We start from the raw sequence: 23519 nt of genomic DNA, 5'->3' as shown, positions 1-23519 counted from the left end.
AGGGCGATGGCCCGTTGGGCCACCCTTGACCCCGACGACCGTCACGGAACGACAAGGACTGTCGGGCGGCCCCCGGGGGAACGGCATGGGGGACCCAAGGCCATCCTGCTCTGGCGTTGGCGGGCACGAGCAGCGGCTGCCGCTCGGCCAGCCGCCCTCCGGGCGGAAGCAGGATCGCGGTTCAGGGGATGACTGCACGAAACGACGCCCAGGGCGCGCCGGATCGCTACGTGCTCCTGTTTCTCGGCGGATCCGGCCCGCCAGGCGCCCCGTCGGCGTGGGCCGGACACAAGCCGCCAGCGATCGCTACGCGCTCCTGCCGGACGGCGGATGCGGGCCGGTGGGGGTAAGCCGCCGACGATCGCTACACGCATCTGCTCGTTGGCGGATGCGGGTCGTCGGGGAGCGGAGGACACGGACCGGCACCGATGGCTGCCGGCGCCCGGTGTGATGAGGTCCGTCGAAGTCGGTGGTTCGGGGCGGGCGGAGGGCTGTTGGGGGACGGAAGAATCCCTTTCAACCTTTCGCGTGCAACGGCGCTCTGAGGAGGGGTGAGAGAACAGGGCCTCTTCAGCGGGGTCCCGAAAGGAGAGCAGATGCCGGAGAACGGCCGGGGCTTCGAAGCGCCAGACGGCTTCGAGAGCTTTGCCCGGGCGAGCCAGAGACGGCTGTACCGGACGGCGTACCTGTTGTGCGGGGACGCGGACACGGCTCGCGACCTGACACAGACCACTCTCGCCAAGTTGTTCCAGTACTGGCGGCGGGCCAGTGCCGCCGACAACATCGACGCGTACGCCAGGACGGTGCTGACCCGCACCTACCTGGCCGAGCGGCGGCGTCGGCTGCGGGACCTGCTGGCACACTCTCGCCCCGACCCTCGGCCGGCCCCCGAGCACGCCGACCTGCGGATGACCCTGCTGTCCGCGCTGGCCGGGCTGCCGCCCAAGGCGCGTGCCATGGTCGTGCTGCGGTACTGGGAGGACCTGAGTGTCGAGTCCGTCGCCCAGCTGATGCGGTGCAGCGAGTCCACCGTCAAGAGCCAGTGCTCACGCTCCCTGGCCCGGCTGCGCGCCGAGCTGGGCGAGGCACACATCTACGTCACGGGGAGCTGAGCGATATGGGAATCAACACGTCCGAAGACGACCGACGGAACGCCCTGATGCTCAGGGACGCCATGGAACACACCGTGGGGGACCTGCCGACCGTCCACGACCTCGTGCCCACCGCGATCGTGCAGGGCCGACGCCGGAAGGCACGGGCCCGCGCCGGAATCGCCGCCACGGTCGTCTGCGCCGTGGGAGCGGTCGCCTTCGGCTCCCTGGCGCTGCAGGGCAGTGACAGCGCCACGACGATCCGTCCCGCCGCGACCAGCAGCTCCTCACCCACCCCGGAGCCGTACCGCACGCCGGTCCGCGTCGAGCCGACGAAGGGCGGGACGCCTCCCACGCTGCCCCCGGCGGACAAGAACCGGCTGGAGCAATACCAGCAGCGGGCGGCCGTCCTCCTCGACGAGCTGCTGCCGGACTCGGTCGGTCTGATCCGTCCGGTCGAAGGCCATGTGACCCGCTACCAGGGCGAGACCAAGGACGGCAAGGTCTTCCCGGTCCTCCTCTCCGTACGGCCGAGCGACCCTGACACCCGCACGATGCCCTGCCCCGCAGAGCCGAACCCACGGGTCGCAGAGTGCAAGGAGGCCACGCTGCCGGGGGAGATCAAGGCGAGCTCCTTCCACACGCCCAGCGACTATCCCGCAACAACAGCCGCCGTCGTCTCCTTCCTCTACAAGACCAGCTTCGTCTCGCTGACCGTCGTCCCTGCCAATGGCGGCAAGGCATCAGCCCCGGTGAGCAGTCAGGAGCTGCTGACTGCGGCCGGTGATCCTCGTTTCCTCGACCTCGTGCGCTACGCCCACGAGAACCCCGTGCAGGAGAAGCAGACCTCCGTTCCCGGGGGCTGAGGCCACCACCCCTGACGTCCCGGCCCCCGCCGGCCCCCACCGGCCCCCACCGGCCCGCATCCGCCGTCCGGCAGAAGCGCGTAGCGATCGCTGGCGGCTTGTGTCCGGCCCACGCCGACGGGGCCCCTGACGGGCCGGATCCGCCGAGAAACAGGAGCACGTAGCGATCTGAGGCGCCCTGGGCGTCGTTTCGTGCAGTCATCCCCTGAACCGCGATCCTGCTTCCGCCCGGAGGGCGGCCGGCCGAGCAGAGCTGCTGACCCGCCCGCCAACGCCACAGCTCAGGGGTCCTCGGTCCCTCCATGCCATTCCCCGGGGGCCGCCCGACAGTCCTTGTCGTTCCGTGACGGTCGTCGGGGTCAAGGGTGGCCCAACGGGCCATCGCCCTCCGGGCGACGCGACGAAGGAGCGCCCTTGACGCCGGCGGCCGGCACGGAAGGACAGTGAGGACTGACGGGCAGCCCCCGGGACCTTCTCGCTCCTGACCAGGGGTGTCTGCCCCCTGGCCCCCGCCCAATCGCCCCCGGATGGCCCAGGGTGCGTACGCCGGCCCGGATCGCGGTCTAGCATCACGACGTGCCGTACGACGACAGCCCCCCGCCCCCGGAGTCCGCTTCCGCCGTGAGCCCGGACCGGCCTTGGTTCGCGCGCCGCTCGACGCTTGCCGTGTGTGCGGCGGCCCTGGCGCCGACCGTCCTGGCCGGCTGGGTCCTCGTCCAGGTGACGAACGGAGGGGGATCCGACGACCGGTCCGCCTCCGGGGCGGGGCCGCTGCCGGTCTCCCACTCCGCCACCCCCTCCGGCCCCACCGACGCCAAGGCCAGCGGCAACCGCGCCGGCACGCCCGCCACCAGCGGGAGCCCGGGCACGAACGCGAGCGCGAACCCGGCCGCGAGCGCGAACCCGGCCGCGAGCACCGGCACGGACCCCGACGCGGGCTCCGGCTCCGGCCCGGACTCCGGTCCGGCGAGCACGGCCCCCAGCCCCGGCGGCGCCCCCGGCACCGGCCCCCTGGCCGGCAAGACCGTGGTGATCGACCCCGGCCACAACCCCGGCAACTTCACGCACTCCCGCGAGATCAACCAGCAGGTGAACATCGGCACCGGCCGCAAGGAGTGCGACACCACCGGCACCACCACCAACGCGGGCTACCAGGAAGCCGAGTTCACCCTGGACGTGTCGCGGCGCATCAAGGCCGCGCTCGAAGCCCGCGGCATCCGCGTCGTGTTCACGCACGCCGCCGAGCGCCCCTTCGGCCCCTGCATCGACGAACGCGCCCGGATCGGCAACCAGCAGAAGGCCGACGCCGTGGTCTCCGTCCACGCCGACGGCTCTTCCTCGGGCAACCGCGGCTTCCACGTCATCCTCCCGGCCCGCGTCAAGGGCGGCGCGGCCGACACGGCCCCGATCGTCGGCCCCTCCCGCGAGCTCGGCGAGCGCATCGTCGGGAACTTCGTCCGCAACACCTCGATGGCCCCTTCCAACTACGTCGGCGGAGGTACCGGTTTGGTGGTCCGCGACGATCTCGGCGGTCTCAATCTCTCCACGCAGCCCAAGGTGTTCGTCGAATGCGGCAATATGCGTGACGCCAAGGACGCGGCACTGCTGACCGATCCGCAATGGCGGCAGCGCGCGGCACAGGGCATCGCGGACGGCATCGTCGGCTTTCTCGGGGGATGAGACAGGGTAGGGATCCGGGGCACCGGGTGCCCCGACCCGCTCGGCCCGGACCCGGGAAACATCCGTACGATGGTCCCCGCCCGCGACCGAGACCGATAAGGACACCTACGAAGTGAACATCCGCTCCCTCACTCGAGGCGACGGCGTGGTGATCGGAGCAGCGGTGCTGCTGTTCATCGCCTCGTTCCTCGACTACTACTCCGCCGAGGTGGATCTCCCCAGCGCCTGGGACACCGATTACTACGGCCTGGCCCTGCCCACGATCTTCCTGGCCGGGTTCGCCGCCGCCGGCCTGATCGTGGCCTCGCGCTTCCTCCCCGAGGGCCGCAAGCTCGCCGGGATCCCGCTGGCCGGCTGGGGCACGGTGCTCGCCGTGGCGTCCGCCTGGGCCGCCGTGTGGGCGCTGCTCCTGGCCCCGGACCGCGTGGACCTCGGCCCCGGCTCGATCATTTCCTTCCTGGCCACGTGGGGGATGGCCTTCGGCGCCCTCGCCGGCCCGAAGATCGCGGCGCTGAACGCCCCGCTCGTGACCGCCCCGGCCCCCGGTGCGCACCCGCAGTACGGTGCCCAGCCCGGCCCGCTCGGCCAGCCCGGTGCCGGGTACGGCTACCCCGGCGGCCAGCAGCAGCAGTACGGCTCCACCCCGCAGCCGGTCCCGCCGTACGGCGGCCAGGACCACCACGCCCCGGCGCCCGCGCCGGTTCCCAACCCGCAGGACGCCCAGCCGATGCCGGAGCCGGCTCCGGTCCCGGCCGCGGACTTCACGCCGTTCTGGTTCGCGGTGCCGGTGGCCCGCCCCCTCTTCGCGGAGGACGGATCCCCCAACCCGATCGCCGAACTCGCCCCCGGTACCTGGTACCTGGCGGTGGAGCAGCGCGGCGCGGCCCTGGTCGCGCAGACCCAGGACAACCGCCGCGGCGTCCTGAACGACACCTCGGGCATCCAGCGCGGCTGACGCCCTGGAGCGCTCCCCGAGCACCATCCCCCAACGGCCCCCTGCCACTTCCGGCAAGGGGCCGTTGGCCTTACAGTCACCCCTTGCCGATAACTGATGGCTCATCAGATCGGCTCTCCCGGCAGCCTCTTGGCGGAAACCGCGCGAAGATCTTGCAAAGATCCGGCGGAGGCCCCCGGGAGGTCCGGCACAGGTTCCGCGCAGATCCGGCCACTCGACCAAGGGGAGGGGAGTCAACGCCCATGCGCCTCGGACTCGCACTCGGCTACTGGGGCCGCGGCCCCACCCCCGGCCACCTCGACCTCGCCACCGAGGCCGAGCGCCTCGGCTACCACTCCGTCTGGACGGCGGAGGCCTGGGGTTCGGACGCCTTCACCCCGCTCACCTGGATCGCCGCCCACACCTCCCGGATCCGGCTCGGCACCGCCATCGCGCAGATGGCCGCCCGCACCCCCACCGCCACCGCCATGCAGGCCCTGACCCTGGACCACCTCTCCGGCGGCCGGATGATGCTCGGACTGGGCCTGTCCGGCCCGCAGGTGGTCGAGGGCTGGTACGGCCGCCCGTTCCCGGCGAGCCCGCTCACCGCGACCCGCGAGTACGTCGACGTCATCCGGCAGGTGCTGCGGCGCGAGGCGCCGGTCGCGCTCGACGGCCGCTTCCACACCCACCCCTACACCGGGCCGGACGGCACCGGTCTGGGCAAGGCCCTCAAGCCGATCACCCACCCGCTCCGCCCGGACCTGCCGGTCCTGCTCGGCGCGGAGGGCCCGAAGAACATCGCCCAGACCACCCGGATCGCTGACGGCTGGCTGCCGCTGTACTGGTCGCCCACCCGCACCGACGTCTACCGGGCCTCGCTGACGGACCTCCCCGAAGGCTTCATGATCGCCCCGATGGCCCGTGCCAAGGTGTGCGACGACGTCGCCGAGGGCCTCCTCCCGGTGAAGGCGATGCTCGGCTTCTACATCGGGGGGATGGGGCACGCGGCCCGCAACTTCCACGCCGACCTGATGGCACGCATGGGCTACGAGGCCGAGGCCCGGCGGGTCCAGGAACTGTTCCTGGCGGGCCGGAGGGAAGAGGCGGTGCTCGCCGTCCCCGACGCCTTCGCCGACGAGATCTCGCTGGTCGGCCCCCGGGAGCGCATCGCCGAACGCCTGGACCTGTGGCGCAAGGGCCCGGTGACGGACCTGCTGGTCACGGCACCCGACCCGCACACCCTCCGCGTCCTGGCGGAACTCAACACCTGAGCACTGCGGCGGCGGCCGGCCCCGGCCCCGGGGCCGGCCGCGCCACCCCGGGTCAGCCGCCGCCCAGCTGGGACAGGCTCGGGACCTGGTCGGTCACCGGCGCTCCCGCTCCGGCGCCCGCGCCCTTAACGCCGTTGATGACGTCCTCGAACGAGCTGATGTCGGCATCGCCGGCCTGGCCCTTGCGCAGCTTCGTGGCCAGCCCCTTCAGACTCTCGACGCCCGCGGTCAGCGGGGCCACCGCCTTGGACAGCAGCGGGTCGCCCTGCGCGTTCTTGATGGCCGCCTTCAGCCGGTTGTACGCGAACGCGCCCGCGAGACCCGCCTTGACCAGCGCGAAGGTGCGCCCCTTGGCGCCCTTCTTGAACTTGCCCGCCCGGTAGGGCTTGATGATCCACTGGTACGTCGCCCCGGCCGCGAGCCCGGCGTTGGCCACGAAGCGCGTCTTCGCGAACTTCTGCCGCTCGGCCGAAGTGCTGGGGCTGGGCGTGGGCGTGGTCTGGGCGGGCACCGCCACCTCCAGCAGGGACGCCGACTCCCCGGGAGCCGACGCCTGGGCCAGTGCCGCCAGCTGCGCCAGCGCCGCCTGCACCTGCACGGCCTCGAACGCCGGTGACGGCTCCACGTATCCCGCCTCGAAGACGGACAGGGACACTTCGCCGCCCCGGCCCCCGACTCCGTCCGCGCCCCCGATCGCGCCGCCGCATCCGGCGGCCCCGGCGATCAGCGCGGAGGACAGGCTGAGTGCTGTCAGACCGCGGCGGAATCGGATCGTACTGCGGTTCGACTTGGACACGGTTTCCTCCAGGGGAGTGAGGTGTCCCCCGCAGCGTCGCCCCGTCGCCCGGGTGACGCCACTCGGGCCACCCGTTCGGTCTCCCCCGGTGGCGCGGGACCGGATCAGCCGTGCATCATCCGTCCCGCGCACCGGTTCCGCGCACCGGTCCCGCGCACCGACCCCGCACACCGGTCCCGCGCGTCCGTGCCGCCCGTACGCCCCGCGCCTCCGCCCCGGGGGCTACCCGCAGCAGGAAGGGTCCAGCCCCACCGGCAGCCGCTCGCCGCCGAAGACGGCCGTGGTCGCCTCGTCCCCGCCCAGCGCGGCCACGGCGAGCAGCAGCGACCCGGCCGTCCAGGCGGTCTTCTCGACCGGCCAGACCGCCCGGTCCTCGAAGACGTAGCCCGTCCAGTACATGCCGTCCTCGTCGCGCAGGTGCGCGATGGACCGCAGGATCTCCAGCGCCCGGTCCGACTCCCCCATCGCCCACAGGGTGAGGGCCAGCTCGCAGCTCTCGCCGCCGGTGACCCACGGGTTCGGCAGCACGCAGCGCACGCCCAGCCCCGGGACGACGAACTCCTCCCAGCGCTCCTCGATCCGCTCCTTGGCGGCGGCGCCCGTGAGCGCCCCGCCCAGCACCGGGTAGTACCAGTCCATCGAGTAGCGGTTCTTGTCGAGGAACCGCTCCGGGTGGCTGCGTATCGCGTGGCCCAGGGCGCCCGCCGCCAGCTCCCAGTCGGGCTGCGGCTCCTCGCGGTGCTCGGCGATCGCCAGGGCGCAGCGCAGGGCCTGGTGGATGGAGGAGGAGCCGGTGAGCAGGGCGTCGGTGACGACCGTGCCGTCGGCCTCCCGCTTCCAGCCGATCTCGCCGCCCGGCTGCTGGAGGGCCAGGACGAACTCGACGGCCGCGTAGACGGCCGGCCACATCCGGTCCAGGAAGGTGTCGTCCCCGGTGGCCAGGTAGTGGTGCCAGACGCCGACGGCTATGTAGGCGGTGAAGTTGGACTCCTTGCCGGCGTCCTGCGGCTCGGCGGTGTCCACGCCCTCGGGGCGGTCGGCGTAGGCCGCGTACCAGGAGCCGTCCGGGTTCTGGTGCCGGGCCAGCCAGGCATAGGCGCGGTCCGCGGCCTCGTGCTCGCCGGCGGCGTCCAGCGCCATGGCGGCCTCGGTGTGGTCCCAGGGGTCCAGGTGGTGTCCGCGGAACCACGGAACGGCTCCGTCCGCCCGCTGCACGGCGAGGATGCCGGCCACCGTCTCCACGGCCTGTTCGGCCGTCAGAACGCCCGGCAGGACCAGGTGTTCGGTGCGTCGGGGAGTGCTCACCGGGACTCCGCCGGGGCCGCCGCGGCGACCGGGAGGTGGGGCTTGGTGGCGTAGGCGACGAAACTCTTGCCGATGAGCGGGTTCAGCGCCTGTTCGGCGAGCCGGGTGGCCAGGGGCTTCTTCATGATGTCCCAGACCAGCAGCTTGTGGTACGCCCGCACCGGGAGGGCCTTGTCGTTGTCCACGCCGAAGGCGCACTTGAGCCACCAGTACGGGGAGTGCAGGCCGTGCGCGTGGTGGGTGCCGTAGGGCTTGAGGCCGGCGGCCTTCATCTTGCCGAGCAGCTCCTCGGCCCGGTAGATGCGGATGTGGCCGCCCTCGACCTCGTGGTAGGCGTCGGAGAGCGCCCAGCAGATCTTCTCGGGTCCGTAGCGGGGCACGGTGATGGCGATGCGGCCGCCCGGCTTGAGCACGCGCACCATCTCCGCGAGCACGCCCTTGTCGTCCGGGATGTGCTCCATCACCTCGGAGATGATGACCACGTCGAAGGACTCGTCGGGGAAGGGCAGCGCGAGGGCGTCGCCCTCCATGGCGGTGGCGGTCGCCCCGGCCGGGGCCTCGCCGGCCTCCTTCATCGCCGCGAACCACTTGGCGACCTCGCGGATCTCCTCGCCGTTGCGGTCGAGCGCGACCACCTGGGCGCCGCGCCGGTAGCACTCGAAGGCGTGCCGGCCGGCGCCGCAGCCCAGATCGAGCACGCGGTCACCGGGGGCGAGCGGGAACCGGGAGAAATCGACGGTCAGCACGAGGTCCTGCCTTCGCGGTCGAGGGGGTGGGGCGGATGGTGGAGCTGCGGGTTGCGCGAGTGGCGCTGGTGACGCGGGGCGTGCGGGTGACGCGGGTGGCGCCGGCGGTACGTCACGTCGTACGGATCACCGGGCGCCGGGGGCGCTACGGGCGCTGCGGGCGATCGCGGCCCGGTAGTGCGCGACGGTGCCCTCCGCGGCCTTGGCCCAGGTGAACCGGGACAGCACCCGGTCCCGGCCGGCCGCGCCGAGCCGGGTCCGCAGCTCCTCGTCGCCCAGCACCCGGCCGAGCGCCCCGGCGAGGGCGTCCGCGTCGCCCGGCGGGACGGCCAGGCAGGTCTCCCCGTCCGCTCCCGCGACCTCGGGGATGGCTCCGCCGGTGGTGGCGACCAGCGGGGTGCCGGTGGCCATCGCCTCGGCGGCGGGCAGCGAGAAGCCCTCGTAGAGGCTGGGCACGCAGGCGACCTGGGCGCTGCGGACGAGGTCCACGAGCTCGCGGTCGGTGATGCCCTTGACGAACTCGACGGCGTCCTCCAGGCCGTACGTCTCCATGGCCTGCGCGACCGGCCCGCGTTCGGGGCGCTTGCCGACCACGACGAGGTGGGCGTCGGGCCGCTCGGTGCGCAGTTTGGCCAGGGCCTCCACGAGGTGGACGAGGCCCTTGAGCGGGACGTCGGCGCTGGAGGTGGTGACGATCCTGCCGGGGACCTCGGCGACGGACGGGTCCGGGGACCACAGGTCGGTGTCGGCGCCGATGTGCACGACGTGGATGCGGTCCTCGCGCACGCCGAGGTCCTCGATGATCTCCTGCCGGGAGGAGCCGGACACGGTGAGCACGGACGGCAGGCGGCGGGCGACCCGCTTCTGCATGCGGGTGAAGCCGTACCAGCGGCGTACGGAGGCCCGCTTGCGGCGGTCCTTGGCGGCGGCGAGGTCGAGCCTGCGGTCCACCGTGATGGGGTGGTGGATGGTGGTGACCAGCGGGGCTCCGAGGCCGGCCAGCAGGCCGTAGCCGAGCGTCTGGTTGTCGTGGATGACGTCGAACTCGCCCGCGCGGGCGGCCAGGTGGCGGCGGGCGCGGAGGGAGAAGGTGAGCGGTTCGGGGAAGCCGCCGGTCCACATGGTCCCGACCTCCAGGAGGTCGATCCAGTCCCGGTACTCCTCGCGCCGCGGGGTGCGGAACGGGTCGGGCTGCCGGTAGAGGTCCAGGCTGGGCAGTTCGGTGAGGGTGGCGCCCTCGTCGAGCACGGGGTACGGCTGGGCGCCGATCACCTCGACGGAGTGACCCAGTTTGACCAGTTCGCGCGAGAGGTGGCGGACATATACGCCCTGGCCACCACAGAACGGGTTCCCTTTATAGGTGAGGAGCGCGATGCGCAGCGGACGGTCGCCGTCGGCGGCGGACCCCGCAAAAGGGCGCGTCGCCATGGCCTCAGCGGTCACTCTCGGCCCCCTTCATCCCTGCACTTTCGCCGGAGCGTAACCGCTCGGATAATGTAGAACAAGTTTCAGACTTGATCCGTCAAGGAGATTGAATCTACCGGTCGGAAACCACACCGTAAGAGGCGGAGCAGGTGATTCGCGCCACGGCTGTCACGCCTGAGATGCTGGCCCCCGGACCGGTCGGCCGGACGACCGGAACGGCGCGGAAAAACCAGCCGAACCGCCCGGACCGGCTGGACCAACTGACCCACGTGGACCACTCGGAACGGCTCGGAACGGGACAACGGGACATATGACAGCGGAAGCCAAGGCCGTCACCACTCCGGCGTCCCCGCCGCTGACGGAGCGCCAGGAGGCGCGTCGCCGCCGGATCCTGCACGCCAGCGCCCAGCTCGCCGGCCGCGGCGGGTTCGACGCCGTCCAGATGCGGGAGGTCGCCGAGTCCTCCGGCGTCGCCCTCGGCACGCTGTACCGCTACTTCCCCTCCAAGGTGCACCTGCTGGTGGCCACCATGCAGGACCAGCTGCAGCACATGCACGCGACCCTGCGGAAGCGGCCGCCGGCCGCCGAGGAGCCGGCCGCTCGGGTGGCCGAGACCCTGATGCGGGCGTTCCGCGCCCTGCAGCGCGAGCCGCACCTGGCCGACGCGATGGTCCGGGCACTGACCTTCGCGGACCGCAGCGTGAGCCCCGAGGTGGACACCGTGTCCCGGCTGACCACGGCGATCATCCTGGACGCGATGGGGCTGGACGCGCCCCCGACCGCGGAACAGCTGTCGGCGGTCCGGGTGATCGAGCACACCTGGCACTCGGCGCTGATCACCTGGCTGTCCGGACGCGCCTCGATCGCCCAGGTCAAGATCGACATCGAGACGGTCTGCCGCCTGATCGACCTGACGGCCCCTCCGGCGGCCGCACCCGGGCCGGCCGCTCCCCGCTCCCGGGAAAAGTCCGGTTCCTGACGTCGGTCGGCTCCTGATCCCGGTCGGTTCCTGACGTCGGTCGGCTCCTGATCCCGGTCGGTTCCTGAGCCCGGTCGGTTCCTGACTCCGGCCGGCTCCCGACCCCGGCCGGTCCCTGACCCCGGCCGGTCGCCAAGGGCCGGAGGGCCCGGCACGCCGAACCGCCTGCGCCGCGCGCAGGGTGGCGCGCGGCGCAGGCGTGGGGCACGCACGTGCAGGGCGGGCTATTCCTCCGGCGGGAAGACCGGTTCGCCGGAGCCCAGGAGGGTGATCATGATCGCTTCGACGGGGCAGCCCTCCGCCGCCGCGAGGACGCCCTCGTTGGCGTCGGTCTCCGCCGACGCCGGGTGGGACTGCCGGGCCGAGTCCAGTCGGAACCCCTCCGGGGCGTGGTTCACGCACATGCCGGAGCCGATGCAGACGCCCCGGTCGACCTCCACGTGCCAGCGGTCGCCCATCAGGCCCCGGCCCCGGCGCCGGTTCCCGCGTCCGCCTGCGGGGTGGCGGCCGGGGGCGCGTACCCCGCCGGCAGGTGGATCATCTTGTGTTCCAGGTATTCGCTCAGGCCCTCCGGCCCGAACTCCCGTCCCACACCGCTGCTCTTGTAGCCGCCGAACGGCCCGAGCATGTCCAGGCTGAAGGTGTTGACGTTGTACGTGCCCGTGCGGATCCGCCGCGCGAAGTCGATGCCGTGCTCCACGTCGCCCGTCCACACGCTGCCGCTCAGCCCGAAGTCGGAGTCGTTGGCGATCCGCGCCGCCTCCGCCTCGTCGCCGTAGGGCAGCAGGCAGACCACGGGCCCGAAGATCTCCTCCCGGGCGATCCGCATGGAGTTGTCCACACCGCCGAACAGCGTCGGCTCCACGTACCAGCCGCGTTCCAGCCCGGCCGGTACCCCGCCGCCGGTGAGGACCTTCGCGCCCTCCTCCTGCCCGATCCCGATGTAGTCGAGCGAGCGCCGCTGCTGCCGCTTCGCGACCAGCGGGCCGATCTGGGTGGCCGGGTCCAGCGGGTCGCCGACGACCTGGGCGCGGACGGCCGCCACCAGCGCCTCCGCCACCTCGTCGTACCGGCTGCGGGGCGCCAGGATGCGGGTCTGGGCCACGCACGCCTGGCCGTTGTTCATCCACGCCGACTGGACGATGCCGGGGACGGCCGCGGCCAGGTCGGCGTCCGGCAGCACCACCGCCGCGGACTTGCCGCCCAGTTCGAGCGTGACCCGCGTCAGGTTGCGCGCCGCGACCTCCATCACGCGCTTGCCCGCCGCGACCGAACCGGTGAAGGACACCTTGTCCACGCCCGGGTGGCCGACCAGGTACTCGCTCACCTCGCGGTCCGCCGGGAGGATCGACAGCACGCCCTCGGGCAGCCCCGCCTCACGGGCGATGTCGGCCAGGATGTACGAGTCCAGCGGGGACTCCGGCGACGGCTTGAGGATCACCGTCGAGCCGCTCAGCAGGGCCGGCGCCAGCTTCGCCGCCGCCACGAACTGCGGCACGTTCCACGGGATCACCGCCGCGACCACGCCCACCGGCTCGCGCCGTACCAGGATCGGCCCGAGCGCCCCGGCCCGGTACTCCTCGTACGGGAAGTCGCGGGCCACCGTGATCGCCGCGTCGTAGACCATCATCGGGCCGAGCGCCTGGGCGAGGACGCTCCAGGAGTACGGGGAGCCGTTCTGCGAACTGATCGACCGGGCTATCTCCTCGTGCCGCACCGCGATCGCGTCCTTGATGCGGGTGACCACCGCGACCCGCTCCTCCAGCGGGAGCCGGGGCCACGGTCCCTCGTCGAAGGCCCGCCGCGCCGCGGCGACCGCCCGGTCGACGTCCTCCCGCGAGGCGTGCGGGACGCGGCCGATGACCTGCTCGGTGTGCGGGGAGACGACCTCGATGGTGTCGCCGCCCAGCGGATCGGCCCACTCCCCGCCGATGAACAGCTTTCCGTGTTCCACGAGCTCGGTCATGGCTGATGCCTCCTGCGCTGCCTGCGACGCCCACCTTGACGGTATTTCAGAACGTGCAGAACTGATACCAGTTCTAGTTGGAGGAGTCCACGCCCAGGACAGAAGTGCGACAGCAGATCCAATACGGCGGCAACGGGTGCGCGAGATGGTCGACTTGGGCTACTACTGATGACTGGAACGAGTTCTCGTCACAGCGCGACCCGGAATCCGGATGGGGGACCCCATGGCAGAGACGTCAGGGACATCTGAGGTGGCAGAGATGCCAGATGCGGCAGCGGTGTCGGAGGGCGCCGAGGCGTCGAAGGTCGCAGCGGTGTCGGAGGTCGCAGTGGCACCGGAGGTGACCGACCACGGCGGCGGGGTCCACTCCCTCAGGGTCCCCATCCCCGACAACCCCCTGGGCCACACCCTCGTCCACGTCCTCGACACCGGCCGCGGCCCGGTCCTCGTCGACACCGGCTGGGACGACCCCGCCTCCTGGGACACCCTGGCCGCCGGCCTCGCCCGCCTCGGCATCCCCGTCTCCGATGTCCACGGCGTGGTCATCACCCACCACCACCCCGACCACCACGGCCTGTCCGGACGCGTCCGGGAGGCCGCCGACTGCTGGATCGCCATGCACCCCGCCGACTCCGAGGTCGTCCGGCGCACCCGCAGCACCGAACCGGGCACCTGGTACGACTACCTCACCGACAAGCTCGCCGCCGCCGGCGCGCCCGAGGAACACCTCGCCCCGCTGCGCGCCGCCCGCGAGGCGGGCAGGCTGCGGACCCTGCCCGGACTGGGCGCCGCGATCCCCGACCGGGACATCGTCCCCGGCGAGCTGCTGCCGCTGGCCGGCCGCCGGCTCCGCGCGGTCTGGACGCCCGGCCACACCCCGGGCCACGTGTGCCTGCACCTGGAGGAGCGGCACCCGGCCGACCTGCCCGGCAACGGCCGCCTCTTCTCCGGCGACCACCTCCTCCCCGGCATCACCCCGCACATCGGCCTCTACGAAGCCCCCGACGAGGACGGCGTCACCCGGGTCACCGACCCCCTGGGCGACTACCTGGACTCCCTCGAACGCATCGGCCGGCTCGCCCCCGCCGAAGTCCTCCCCGCCCACCAGCACGCCTTCACCGACGCCCCCGACCGGGTCCGGCAGCTCCTCGCCCACCACGAGGACCGCCTGAACGGACTGCACCGGCTGCTGAGCGCCGAACCGCTGACCCCGTGGGACCTGGCGGAGCGCATGGAGTGGAACCGGCCCTGGGCGCAGATCCCGTACGGCTCCCGCAACATCGCCGTCTCGGAGGCCGAGGCACACCTGCGCCGGCTGGTGAAGCTGGGCCGCGTGGAGGCGGTCCCGGGCTCGTCCCCGGTGGCCTACCGGGCGGTGCGAGCGGTGTGAGGAGTGACGTACCGAACGGTATGAGGGGGCGGGGGCGCCCGGACACGGGCCGGTAGAGTGAGCGGGTCGTCAACACTTCCGTACGGGGGGAAGCCGGTGCGAATCCGGCACTGACCCGCAGCCGTGACCCGCCCCGCCCGTCGGGTGCCGGGAAGCCGGAATGCCCCGTGCCGGAAGGGTGGCCGGCACCGTCGAGGTCAACGGAGCCGGAGCACGGCAGCGCCTGCCCGGGCGCGCGCCCGCCTCCCGCTCCCCAGCAGAAGAGGCACCCGCCCCGTCATGAACGTCCGCCGCAGCGCCGCCACGCTCGCCGTCTCCGCCGCGCTCTGCGCGGCCGCCGCTCCCGCCGCCCTCGCCGCGCCGTCCCCCTCACCGTCCCCGGTGGTCATCCCCTCCGGCCTGTACGGCACCGCCGACCCGACCTACGACGGCGTCTTCCGCCAGTCCCTGGCCTTCGTCGCGCAGGACACCGTGGGCGTGACGCCCGCGCCGCAGGCCGTGGACTGGCTGACCGGCCAGCAGTGCGCGAACGGCGCCTTCGCCGCCTTCCGCCCGGACCCGGCCAAGGCGTGCGACGCCTCCGCCGCACCCGACTCCAACGCCACCGCGGCGGCCGTGCAGGCGCTGGCCGCGCTCGGCGGCCACGAGGCACAGGTGAAGAAGGCGGTGGACTGGCTGAAGTCGGTCCAGAACGACGACGGCGGCTGGAGCTACAACCCCGGCGGCGGCGCCATGGACTTCGGTACGGACGCCAACTCGACCGGAATCGTGGCCGGTGCGCTGGCGGTCGCCGGCGAGAAGCCCGCCGAGACCAAGTCGAAGACGGGCAAGACCCCGTACGACGCGCTGCGCGGCTTCCAGCTGGCGTGCGCGGAGGAGGGCATCTCGAAGGAGACCGACCTCGGCGCGTTCGCGTCCCAGGACAAGGCCACCAAGCTCATCGCCAACGCGGACGCCACCGCCGCCGCGGTACTGGGCGTGCTCGGCAAGGGCATGGTCATCGCTCCCCCGGCCGCCGACCGGCCGGTCGGGCCGAACCCGGTCGCGTGCGCGGCGGGCGGCGCGAGCGACCCCGCGCAGGCGGTGGCCGGCGGTGCGGGCTACCTGAGCCGGACCATGGCCGCCTCCGGCGACCACCTGATGTCGGCGATGCCCGGCGCCACCGACCAGCCGGACTTCGGCAACACCGCCGACGCGGTGGTCGCGCTGGCCGCAGCGGGCCACCAGCAGGCCGCGGCGAAGCCGCTGGCCTGGCTGCAGCAGAACGCCGCCGCCTGGGCGAAGACGGCCGGCCCGGCCGCGTACGCCCAGCTGGTCCTGGCCGCGCACGCGGGCGGCACCGACCCGCGGGCGTTCGGCGGCACCGACCTGGTCGCGGCCCTCAACGGCCAGGGCCCGGCCCCGGCGGCGGCCCCGACCAGGGCCACGGGCGCCATGCCTCCGAAGGACGAGAAGGACGGCGAGGACGGCTCGGGCTCGGGCCTGTGGTGGACCATCGGCGCCGGTGCGGCCGCCGGCGTCGGCATCGGCATCCTGCTGAGCGGCCGCCGGAAGAAGCAGCAGCCGTGAGGCGGGCGACCTCCGCCGCCGCCCTGCTGCTCGCCGCGGTCCTCGCCGTCCTCGTCGCCGCGCCCGCCCATGCCGCGGGATACCGCTACTGGTCGTTCTGGGACGGCACCGGCGACGGCGGCTGGACGTACGCGACGCAGGGGCCCTCGCTGGCCCGCCCGGCGGACGGCTCCGTGCAGGGCTTCCGCTTCGTGGTGAGCGCGGACGCCTCGGCGGAGGTCGCCAAGCCGCGGGCCGCGGCGGACTTCGCCGCGGTCTGCGGGTCGACGCCGGCCGCCGCCGGCCGGAAGCGGGTGGCCGTGGTCGTCGACTTCGGCCTCCCGTCGGACGCCCCCGCGGGCGAGACCCCGCCGCAGGACGCCCCGCGCACGGCCTGCGCCGTGCTGGACCGTGCGGGTACGGCGGCCGAGGCCCTGGCCTCGGTCGCCAAGCCGCTCCGCTACAACAGCGCGGCCCTGCTGTGCGCGATCTCCGGGTATCCCCGGTCGGGCTGCGGCGAGCAGGTCGCTGACACGGCGGGCACCTCCGCGAAGACCACGGACCCCGCCTCCTCACCGGCTGCCGCCCAGGGCTCGCCCGCACCGGCCACGGACCCGACGGCGCACTCGACTTCGAACTCTGCCTCGGACTCTGCTTCGGGCTCGGCGGGCTCCGGCCCCTCCGTCGGCCTGCTCGCCGGCATCGCCGCGATCCTGGCCGTGGGCGCAGCCGCCGTCCTGCAGTCCCGCCGCCGCACCCGATGACACCCCCGCCCGAGCACACGCCCGGACGGCCCGCGGCCGCCGACGGCGCGGTACCGCCCACCGGGGCCACCCGCACCTTTCCCACGGCCCGCACGGGTGGTGCGGGTGGGAACACCGCCCGGCCGGAGGCCGGGCGCACCTCGGGCGAAGCCGCTCCCGCAGCCCCCGCAGCCACCGCGCGCAGGGCGACGTACCGGCGCGGCCAAGGCCAAGGACACGAAGACCAGCCGGGTCACCGGCAAAGCCGCTTCGCCCCGCCGGAGGCAACCCGCGCCAACGCCCTCCACGCCGGCGCCTGGTGGCTGTGGGCGCTCGGCCTCGCCACCGCCGCCTCGCGCACCACCAACCCCCTCCTCCTCGGCCTGATCGTCGTCGTCGCCGGCTACGTCGTCGCCGCCCGCCGCGAGACCACCGCCCCCTGGGCCCGCTCCTACTCCGCCTTCATCAAGCTCGGCCTGTTCGTCCTCGCCCTCCGCCTCGCCTTCTCCGTGCTCCTGGGCTCCCCCGTCCCCGGCGCGCACACCCTCTTCACCCTCCCCGAGGTGCCGCTGCCCGCCTGGGCGCAGGGCATCCGCCTCGGCGGCCGGGTCACCGCCGAGCAGCTGGTCTTCGCCTTCTACGACGGCGCCAAACTGGCCGCCCTCCTCATCTGCATCGGCGCCGCGAACTCCCTCGCCAACCCGGCCCGTCTGCTCAAATCGCTGCCGGCCGCGCTCTACGAGGCCGGCGTCGCCGTCGTCGTCGCCATGACCTTCGCGCCGAACATGGTCGCGGACGTGGCCCGCCTCCGCCGGGCCCGCCGCCTGCGCGGCCGTCCGACCGGCGGCATCCGGGCCGTCGCCCAGATCGGCCTGCCCGTCCTGGAGGGTGCGCTCGAACGCTCCGTGGCGGTCGCCGCCTCCATGGACGCCCGCGGCTACGGCCGCACCGCCGCGGTCCCGCCCGCCGTACGGCGCACCACCGCGGTCCTCACCCTCGGCGGCCTGATCGGCATGTGCGCCGGCACGTACGGGCTGCTCGCCGCCGCGGGCGCCGCGTACGGGGTGCCGGTCCTGCTCGGCGGGCTCGTCCTGGCCCTGGCCGGGCTCCGCCTCGGCGGCCGGCGCAGCGTCCGCACCCGTTACCGGCCGGACCGGTGGGGCGTGCGTTCCTGGCTGGTCGCGGGCTCGGGCGCGGCCGTCGCCGCCCTGATGATCCACGCCTCGGGCATCGACCCGGCCGGGCTGAAGCCGGGCGTGGTGCCGCTGGTCGCCCCCGGCCTTCCGCTGTGGCCCGCGGCCGCCGTCCTGATCGGCCTGCTCCCCGCCTTCGTGGCGCCCGTACCGCCGAAGGAGACGTTGTCACCGTGATCCGCTTCGAACAGGTCTCCATTTCCTACGACGGCGCCGCCGGACCCGCGCTCCGCAACGCCGACCTGACGATCCCGGAGGGCGAGCTCACCCTCCTCGTCGGCCCTTCCGGTGTCGGGAAGTCCACGCTCCTGGGCGCGGTCTCCGGCCTGGTTCCGCACTTCACCGGCGGCACCCTGCGCGGCCGGGTCACGGTCGCCGGGCGGGACACCCGTACCCACCGGCCGCGGGAACTCGCGGACGTGGTCGGCACGGTCGGCCAGGACCCGCCGGCCCACTTCGTCACCGACACCGTCGAGGACGAGCTGGCGTACGGCATGGAGTCGCTGGGGCTGCCGCCCGCCGTCATGCGCCGCCGGGTCGAGGAGACCCTGGACCTGCTGGGCCTGAACGAACTCCGCGCCCGGCCGCTCACCACCCTCTCGGGCGGCCAGCAACAGCGGGTGGCGATCGGTTCGGTGCTGACCACGCACCCGAAGGTGCTGGTGCTGGACGAGCCCACGTCCGCCCTGGACCCGGCGGCCGCCGAGGAGGTCCTGGCGGTCCTCCAGCGGCTGGTGCACGACCTGGGCACCACGGTGCTGATGGCGGAGCACCGCCTGGAGCGCGTGGTCCAGTACGCCGACCGCCTGCTGCTCCTCGAAGCGCCGGGCGCGGCACCGCTCCTGGGCACCCCCGCGGAGATCATGGCGATCTCCCCGGTCCACCCCCCGGTCGTGGCCCTGGGCCGCCTGGCCGGCTGGCACCCCCTCCCCCTCTCCATCCGCGACGCCCGCCGCCACGCCCCGACCCTCCACCACCGCCTGCCGGCGACGCCGCCCCACCACTGGGGCGCGGCGCCGACGGGGTCGGAGGGCGCGGCCTTCGCGGGCGCTGGGGGCGGAGCCCCGGCGGGGTCCGGGGGAGGAGCCCCGAGTTTCGGGATGGGGGTCCCCCCGGCGAAGCCAGGGGGAGGGTGGGGAGGGGGAATCCTCGCCCGCCTCCGGCGCAGCCCCGCCGCGCCCACGCAGCCGCGCCCCGGCCACCCCGCCCCCACCCCCCTCGCCGAAGCCGACGCGCTCACCGTGCGCCGCGGCCGCACCGAAACCCTCCGCGCCGTCGACCTGACCGTCGCTCCCGGCGAGACCATCGCCCTGATGGGCCGCAACGGCGCCGGCAAGTCCACCCTCCTCTCCACCTTGGTCGGCATGCTCGAACCCGCCTCCGGTTCCCTCACCGTCGGCGGCGCCGTACCCCACCGCACCGCGCCCCGCGCCATGGTGCGCCGGGTCGGCCTCGTCCCCCAGGACCCCCGCGACCTCCTCTACGCCGACACCGTCGCGGCGGAGTGCGAGGCGGCCGACGCCGACGCGGGCGCCGCCCCCGGCACCTGCCGGGCCCTGGTGTCCGCCCTGCTCCCGGACGTCGCGGACGGCACCCACCCCCGCGACCTCTCCGAGGGCCAGCGCCTCGCCCTCGCGCTCGCCCTCGTCCTGACCGGCCGGCCCGGCCTGCTGCTGCTCGACGAGCCGACCCGCGGCCTGGACTACGCCGCGAAGGCCCGGCTGATCGAGCTGCTGCGCGGGCTCGCGGCCGAAGGCCACGCCATCGTGCTCGCCACCCACGACGTGGAACTGGCCGCCGAGCTGGCGCACCGCGTGGTCGTCCTCGCGGGCGGCGAGATCGTGGCGGACGGTCCGACCGCCGAGGTCGTGGTCTCCTCCCCCGCCTTCTCCCCTCAGGTCGCGAAGATCCTCGCACCGGCCCCGTGGCTCACGGTGTCGCAGGTCGCCGAAGCCCTGACGGGAGCACCCCCGGTCGACGGCACAGGCACAGGCACCGGCACAGGAACCGACCCGGACCCCGAGGCCGACACCGACGCCGACGCCGACCCCGACACCGACACCGACACCGACGCCGAGGCCGAGGCCGTCCCGGTCGACGACACCGCCACCCCGCCGGCCCCCCGCCCCGGCCGCACCTACCGCAGCGGCCCGCACCCGGCCGACGCATCCGAAACGCACACGGCACACGCATCACACCCAGCACACCCAGCACCCGGAACACCCGCAGCCCCCGGCACCGGAGCGGCCGACCTGTGAGCCGTACCCCCCGCCCCGTCCCCGTCGGCCCCCGCGCCGCCGCCGCCCTCGCCCTCGTCACCCTCATCGGCATCGCCGCCTTCGGCTGGCCGCTGCTCGCCTCGGGCCGGTCCGGGCTGGCGCACTCCCAGGACGCCCCCTGGCTGTTCGCCGCACTGCTGCCCCTGCTCGTCGCCGTGGTCGTCGCCACCATCGCCGACGACGGCATGGACGCCAAGGCCGTGGCCATGCTCGGGGTCCTCGCCGCGGTCGGCGCCGCCCTGCGCCCGCTCGGCGCGGGCACCGCCGGGCTGGAACCCATGTTCTTCCTGATGGTGCTGAGCGGCCGGGTCCTCGGGCCGGGCTTCGGGTTCGTCCTGGGCGCCGTCACCATGTTCGCGTCCGCCCTGCTCACCGGCGGGGTGGGGCCGTGGATGCCCTTCCAGATGCTGGCGCTGGGCTGGTTCGCGCTGGGCGCGGGCCTGCTGCCCGGCCGGGCCCGGCTCCGCGGCCGCGCCGAGCTGTGGCTGCTGGCGGCGTACGGCTTCGTCGCCTCCTTCGGCTACGGCCTGGTGATGAACCTGCAGGGCTGGGTGTTCTTCCGGTACGCCGAGAACATCTCCTTCCAGGCGGGTGACCCGCTGCCCGAGAACCTCGGCCGGTTCGCCGCCTACTACCTCGCCACCTCCCTCGGCTGGGACCTGGGGCGTGCTTCGCTGACCGTCGTACTGACCCTGGTCCTCGGTGCCACCGTGCTGCGGGCGCTCCGCCGGGCCACCCGGAAAGCGGCCTTCGACGCGTCCGCCACCTTCGAATCCGGGGGTGTAGTGGCCCAGGACACACCCCCGAAAGGGGTACGAGTGACCACAGAAGGTGAGAACCGGGCCGCCGGCCGGTGAGGCGCCCCACAGGACCCAGGTCACATACGACCCGGGACCGTAGTTCCTCCGCCCCCTCCCGCACCCCCTCCGCCCACCCCTCCACCTGCGGCTTTCCCACCGGACCCACGGCCCTGCCCGAAGGCCCCCGCCACTACCCGCGGTCGTAGACGGAGGGCATTGCCAGGCCGTCGGCGGCCTGGCTAACTGGTTCTCGTCGCCGAGGCGGCCGGGGCGCACAGCCCCCCGCCGGACGAACCCCTCTCCTCCGCGTGAGTGGCTCACGCATGTCTTCGACATGCGGCGCGACTGCCCCTGTTCCCCACGGAAGGTCCTCCCTTGTCCATCTCCGCCATCCGCCGCATCGCCGCTTCCAAGAAGGCCCTCACCGGCACCGTCGTCGGCCTCGCCGCCGCCGGTTCGCTGCTCGCCGCCGTTCCCGCCCAGGCCGCCCCCGGTGGCGCCAAGGCGATCGCCCAGCAGATGATCAAGGACCCGGCCCAGTTCGCCGCGTTCAGCAAGATCGTCGAGCACGAGAGCGGCTGGAACCCGTCCGCGACCAACGCCTCCTCCGGCGCCTACGGTCTGGTCCAGGCCCTGCCCGGCTCGAAGATGGCCTCCGCCGGTGCGGACTGGAAGACCAACCCGGCCACCCAGATCAAGTGGGGCCTGGACTACATGAACTCCCGCTACGGCTCCCCGGTCGGCGCCTGGAACTTCTGGCAGGCCAACCACTGGTACTAAGCCGGTGAACGCCCCGCGCACCCGGCGCGACGGCACCAGCAGGACCAGCGGAACCGGCAGGACCAGCGACACCAGCAGCACGAGCAACACCGGCAAGACCTGCAACACCAGCACCACCGGCAAGACCTGCACCACCCGCAGTACGAGCAGCACCCGCGGTGCGAAACGCACCGCACGACGTGATGGCAGCAGGCCCGTCCGCGCACGGCGCGACGGCCCACCGCACGCCGACACCCGACGCGACGGCCCACGGCCCGTCCGCGCACGGCGCGACACCGCGCAGCGCGACGCCGGCCCGCGCGTCGGAGAACGGCGCGACAGCGCCGACCCACACGCACGCGAAGGCCCCGGTGGCCGACCTCCCCAGGTCCGGCCGCCGGGGCCTTCCGCATCCCATCCCACAGGGTCGATGACCGGCGGCACCCACGGCGCCGCCGGAGCAGCACCGGCCGGCTACGTCACAGCCGCTGGATGATCGTGCCGGTGGCGAGCGCGCCCCCGGCACACATCGTGATCAGCGCGAACTCCTTGTCCCGCCGTTCCAGCTCGTGCAGGGCGGTGGTGATCAGGCGGGCGCCGGTGGCCCCCACCGGGTGCCCCAGGGCGATCGCCCCGCCGTTGACGTTCACCTTCTCCAGGTCCTGGCCGAAGACCTTCGCCCAGCTCAGCACCACCGACGCGAACGCCTCGTTGATCTCGACCAGATCGATGTCCTTCAGCGACATGCCGGCCTTGCCCAGCACCGCCCGGGTCGCGTCGATCGGCCCGTCGAGGTGGTAGTGCGGGTCCGCGCCGACCAGCGTCTGCGCGACGATCCGGGCCCGGGGTTTCAGCTTCAGCGCGCGGGCCATCTTGCGCGAGGCCCACATCACCGCGGCCGCGCCGTCGGATATCTGGGAGGAGTTCCCCGCGGTGTGCACGGCCGTCGGCATGACCGGCTTGAGCCGGGCCAGCGCCTCCATGGAGGTGTCGCGCAGCCCCTCGTCCCGATCGACCAGCCGCCACATGCCCTGGCCGGCATGCTGCTCCTCCTCCGTCGTCGGCACCTGCACGGCGAAGGTCTCCCGCTTGAACCGCTCCTCCGCCACGGCCACGGCCGCCCGCTCCTGCGAGAGCAGACCGAGCCGGTCCACGTCCTCCCTGGTCAGGCCGCGGTTACGGGCGATCCGCTCGGCGGCCTCGAACTGGTTGGGCAGGTCCACGTTCCACTCGTCGGGGAAGGGCTTGCCCGGGCCGTGCTTGGATCCGGAGCCCAGTGGCACCCGGCTCATGGCCTCGACCCCGCAGGCGATGCCGATGTCCATGACCCCGCCGGAGATCATGTTGGCGACCATGTGGTTGGCCTGCTGGCTGGAGCCGCACTGGCAGTCCACGGTGGTCGCGGCGGTCTCGTACGGCAGCCCCATCGCGAGCCAGGCGGTCCGGGCGGGGTTCATCGACTGCTCGCCGGCGTGCGTGACGGTGCCGCCGACGATCTGCTCGACGCAGTCCGGCTGGATGCCCGTACGGGCGAGCAGTTCGCGGTAGGTCTCGCCCAGCAGGTAGGCGGGGTGGAGGTTGGCGAGCGCGCCGCCGCGCTTGCCGATGGGGGTGCGTACGGCTTCGACGATGACGGGTTCCGCGGCCATGAGCTCGTCCTCTCCTGCACATCGTGCACGTCCTGCACGGCGGACCGTCCCGGCGCCCCGCCGACCTGACTTACCTGAGGTAACTAGTACGCGTTC

At 73.6% G+C, this 23519-nt stretch carries 20 protein-coding genes and 1 riboswitch; of the genes, 13 read left to right on the top strand and 7 right to left on the bottom strand.

Going from position 1 to position 23519, the window contains the following annotated elements:
* The first annotated feature begins 596 nt into the window (after positions 1-596).
* The 5 genes from AB0O36_RS13070 (at position 597) to AB0O36_RS13050 (ending at position 5845) form a co-directional block, all read left to right on the top strand.
* A complete protein-coding gene (locus AB0O36_RS13070) occupies positions 597-1112 on the top strand; it encodes a SigE family RNA polymerase sigma factor (RefSeq protein WP_365108273.1) in 516 nt (171 codons plus the stop codon).
* A gap of 5 nt (positions 1113-1117) precedes the next feature.
* Positions 1118-1957, top strand: coding sequence for a hypothetical protein (locus AB0O36_RS13065; RefSeq protein ID WP_365108270.1), 840 nt, complete (start codon positions 1118-1120; stop codon positions 1955-1957).
* A 576-nt stretch (positions 1958-2533) separates the two neighbouring features.
* Complete coding sequence (locus AB0O36_RS13060; protein ID WP_365108267.1) at positions 2534-3637, top strand: N-acetylmuramoyl-L-alanine amidase; 1104 nt, start codon at positions 2534-2536, stop codon at positions 3635-3637.
* Between the two features lie 112 nt (positions 3638-3749).
* Entirely contained in the window at positions 3750-4592 is an 843-nt protein-coding gene (locus tag AB0O36_RS13055; RefSeq protein ID WP_365108264.1) for a hypothetical protein, read from the top strand.
* 242 nt (positions 4593-4834) lie between these two features.
* On the top strand, positions 4835-5845 hold the full coding sequence (locus AB0O36_RS13050; protein ID WP_365108261.1) for an LLM class F420-dependent oxidoreductase: 1011 nt from the start codon (positions 4835-4837) through the stop codon (positions 5843-5845).
* A gap of 52 nt (positions 5846-5897) precedes the next feature.
* Here the strand turns inward: AB0O36_RS13050 and AB0O36_RS13045 are convergent, their stop codons facing one another.
* The 4 genes from AB0O36_RS13045 to AB0O36_RS13030 all read right to left on the bottom strand — a co-directional run bounded on the left by AB0O36_RS13045 (position 5898) and on the right by AB0O36_RS13030 (position 10135).
* Positions 5898-6470: a hypothetical protein gene (locus tag AB0O36_RS13045; RefSeq protein WP_365108319.1), complete on the bottom strand. Its 573-nt coding sequence runs from the start codon at positions 6468-6470 to the stop codon at positions 5898-5900.
* Between the two features lie 393 nt (positions 6471-6863).
* On the bottom strand, positions 6864-7946 hold the full coding sequence (locus tag AB0O36_RS13040) for a prenyltransferase (protein WP_365108258.1): 1083 nt from the start codon (positions 7944-7946) through the stop codon (positions 6864-6866).
* Positions 7943-8692, bottom strand: coding sequence for a class I SAM-dependent methyltransferase (locus tag AB0O36_RS13035; RefSeq protein ID WP_365108255.1), 750 nt, complete (start codon positions 8690-8692; stop codon positions 7943-7945). Before AB0O36_RS13035 ends, AB0O36_RS13040 begins: the two co-directional genes overlap by 4 nt.
* A gap of 126 nt (positions 8693-8818) precedes the next feature.
* Complete coding sequence (locus AB0O36_RS13030; protein WP_365108252.1) at positions 8819-10135, bottom strand: glycosyltransferase family 4 protein; 1317 nt, start codon at positions 10133-10135, stop codon at positions 8819-8821.
* 292 nt (positions 10136-10427) lie between these two features.
* Here AB0O36_RS13030 and AB0O36_RS13025 point away from each other — a divergent pair, with 292 nt between their 5' ends.
* Complete coding sequence (locus AB0O36_RS13025; RefSeq protein WP_365108249.1) at positions 10428-11096, top strand: TetR family transcriptional regulator; 669 nt, start codon at positions 10428-10430, stop codon at positions 11094-11096.
* Positions 11097-11320: 224 nt separating this feature from the next.
* Here AB0O36_RS13025 and AB0O36_RS13020 read toward each other — a convergent pair whose 3' ends face one another.
* Together AB0O36_RS13020 and AB0O36_RS13015 are read right to left on the bottom strand one after the other, a co-directional pair.
* A complete protein-coding gene (locus AB0O36_RS13020; protein ID WP_365108246.1) occupies positions 11321-11554 on the bottom strand; it encodes a ferredoxin in 234 nt (77 codons plus the stop codon).
* A complete protein-coding gene (locus AB0O36_RS13015; RefSeq protein WP_365108243.1) occupies positions 11554-13062 on the bottom strand; it encodes an aldehyde dehydrogenase in 1509 nt (502 codons plus the stop codon). The genes AB0O36_RS13020 and AB0O36_RS13015 overlap by 1 nt, the downstream gene beginning before the upstream one ends.
* Before the next feature lie 259 nt (positions 13063-13321).
* Here AB0O36_RS13015 and AB0O36_RS13010 point away from each other — a divergent pair, with 259 nt between their 5' ends.
* The 7 genes from AB0O36_RS13010 (at position 13322) to AB0O36_RS12980 (ending at position 21795) form a co-directional block, all read left to right on the top strand.
* Positions 13322-14452, top strand: coding sequence for an MBL fold metallo-hydrolase (locus tag AB0O36_RS13010; protein ID WP_365108240.1), 1131 nt, complete (start codon positions 13322-13324; stop codon positions 14450-14452).
* Between the two features lie 86 nt (positions 14453-14538).
* Positions 14539-14618, top strand: a riboswitch (cobalamin riboswitch).
* A gap of 113 nt (positions 14619-14731) precedes the next feature.
* Positions 14732-16021, top strand: coding sequence for a prenyltransferase/squalene oxidase repeat-containing protein (locus AB0O36_RS13005; RefSeq protein WP_365108237.1), 1290 nt, complete (start codon positions 14732-14734; stop codon positions 16019-16021).
* Positions 16018-16764: an SCO2322 family protein gene (locus AB0O36_RS13000; RefSeq protein ID WP_365108234.1), complete on the top strand. Its 747-nt coding sequence runs from the start codon at positions 16018-16020 to the stop codon at positions 16762-16764. The genes AB0O36_RS13005 and AB0O36_RS13000 overlap by 4 nt, the downstream gene beginning before the upstream one ends.
* Positions 16761-18113: an energy-coupling factor transporter transmembrane protein EcfT gene (locus AB0O36_RS12995; RefSeq protein WP_365108231.1), complete on the top strand. Its 1353-nt coding sequence runs from the start codon at positions 16761-16763 to the stop codon at positions 18111-18113. Before AB0O36_RS13000 ends, AB0O36_RS12995 begins: the two co-directional genes overlap by 4 nt.
* On the top strand, positions 18110-20194 hold the full coding sequence (locus AB0O36_RS12990; protein ID WP_365108229.1) for an ATP-binding cassette domain-containing protein: 2085 nt from the start codon (positions 18110-18112) through the stop codon (positions 20192-20194). The genes AB0O36_RS12995 and AB0O36_RS12990 overlap by 4 nt, the downstream gene beginning before the upstream one ends.
* Entirely contained in the window at positions 20191-21072 is an 882-nt protein-coding gene (locus AB0O36_RS12985; RefSeq protein WP_365108226.1) for an ECF transporter S component, read from the top strand. Before AB0O36_RS12990 ends, AB0O36_RS12985 begins: the two co-directional genes overlap by 4 nt.
* A 318-nt stretch (positions 21073-21390) precedes the next feature.
* Positions 21391-21795, top strand: coding sequence for a transglycosylase SLT domain-containing protein (locus tag AB0O36_RS12980; RefSeq protein WP_365108223.1), 405 nt, complete (start codon positions 21391-21393; stop codon positions 21793-21795).
* Positions 21796-22253: 458 nt separating this feature from the next.
* Here AB0O36_RS12980 and AB0O36_RS12975 read toward each other — a convergent pair whose 3' ends face one another.
* The gene (locus tag AB0O36_RS12975) at positions 22254-23423 is read right to left on the bottom strand and encodes a steroid 3-ketoacyl-CoA thiolase (RefSeq protein ID WP_365108220.1); all 1170 of its coding nucleotides are present in this window, start codon (positions 23421-23423) and stop codon (positions 22254-22256) included.
* Positions 23424-23519 lie beyond the last annotated feature (96 nt).

The sequence above is a fragment of the Streptomyces sp. NPDC089799 genome (assembly GCF_040684755.1).
GTDB lineage: Bacteria > Actinomycetota > Actinomycetes > Streptomycetales > Streptomycetaceae > Streptomyces.
The sequence above is the reverse complement of the archived record's forward strand: the minus strand, read 5'-3'. Positions and strand labels throughout refer to the sequence as shown.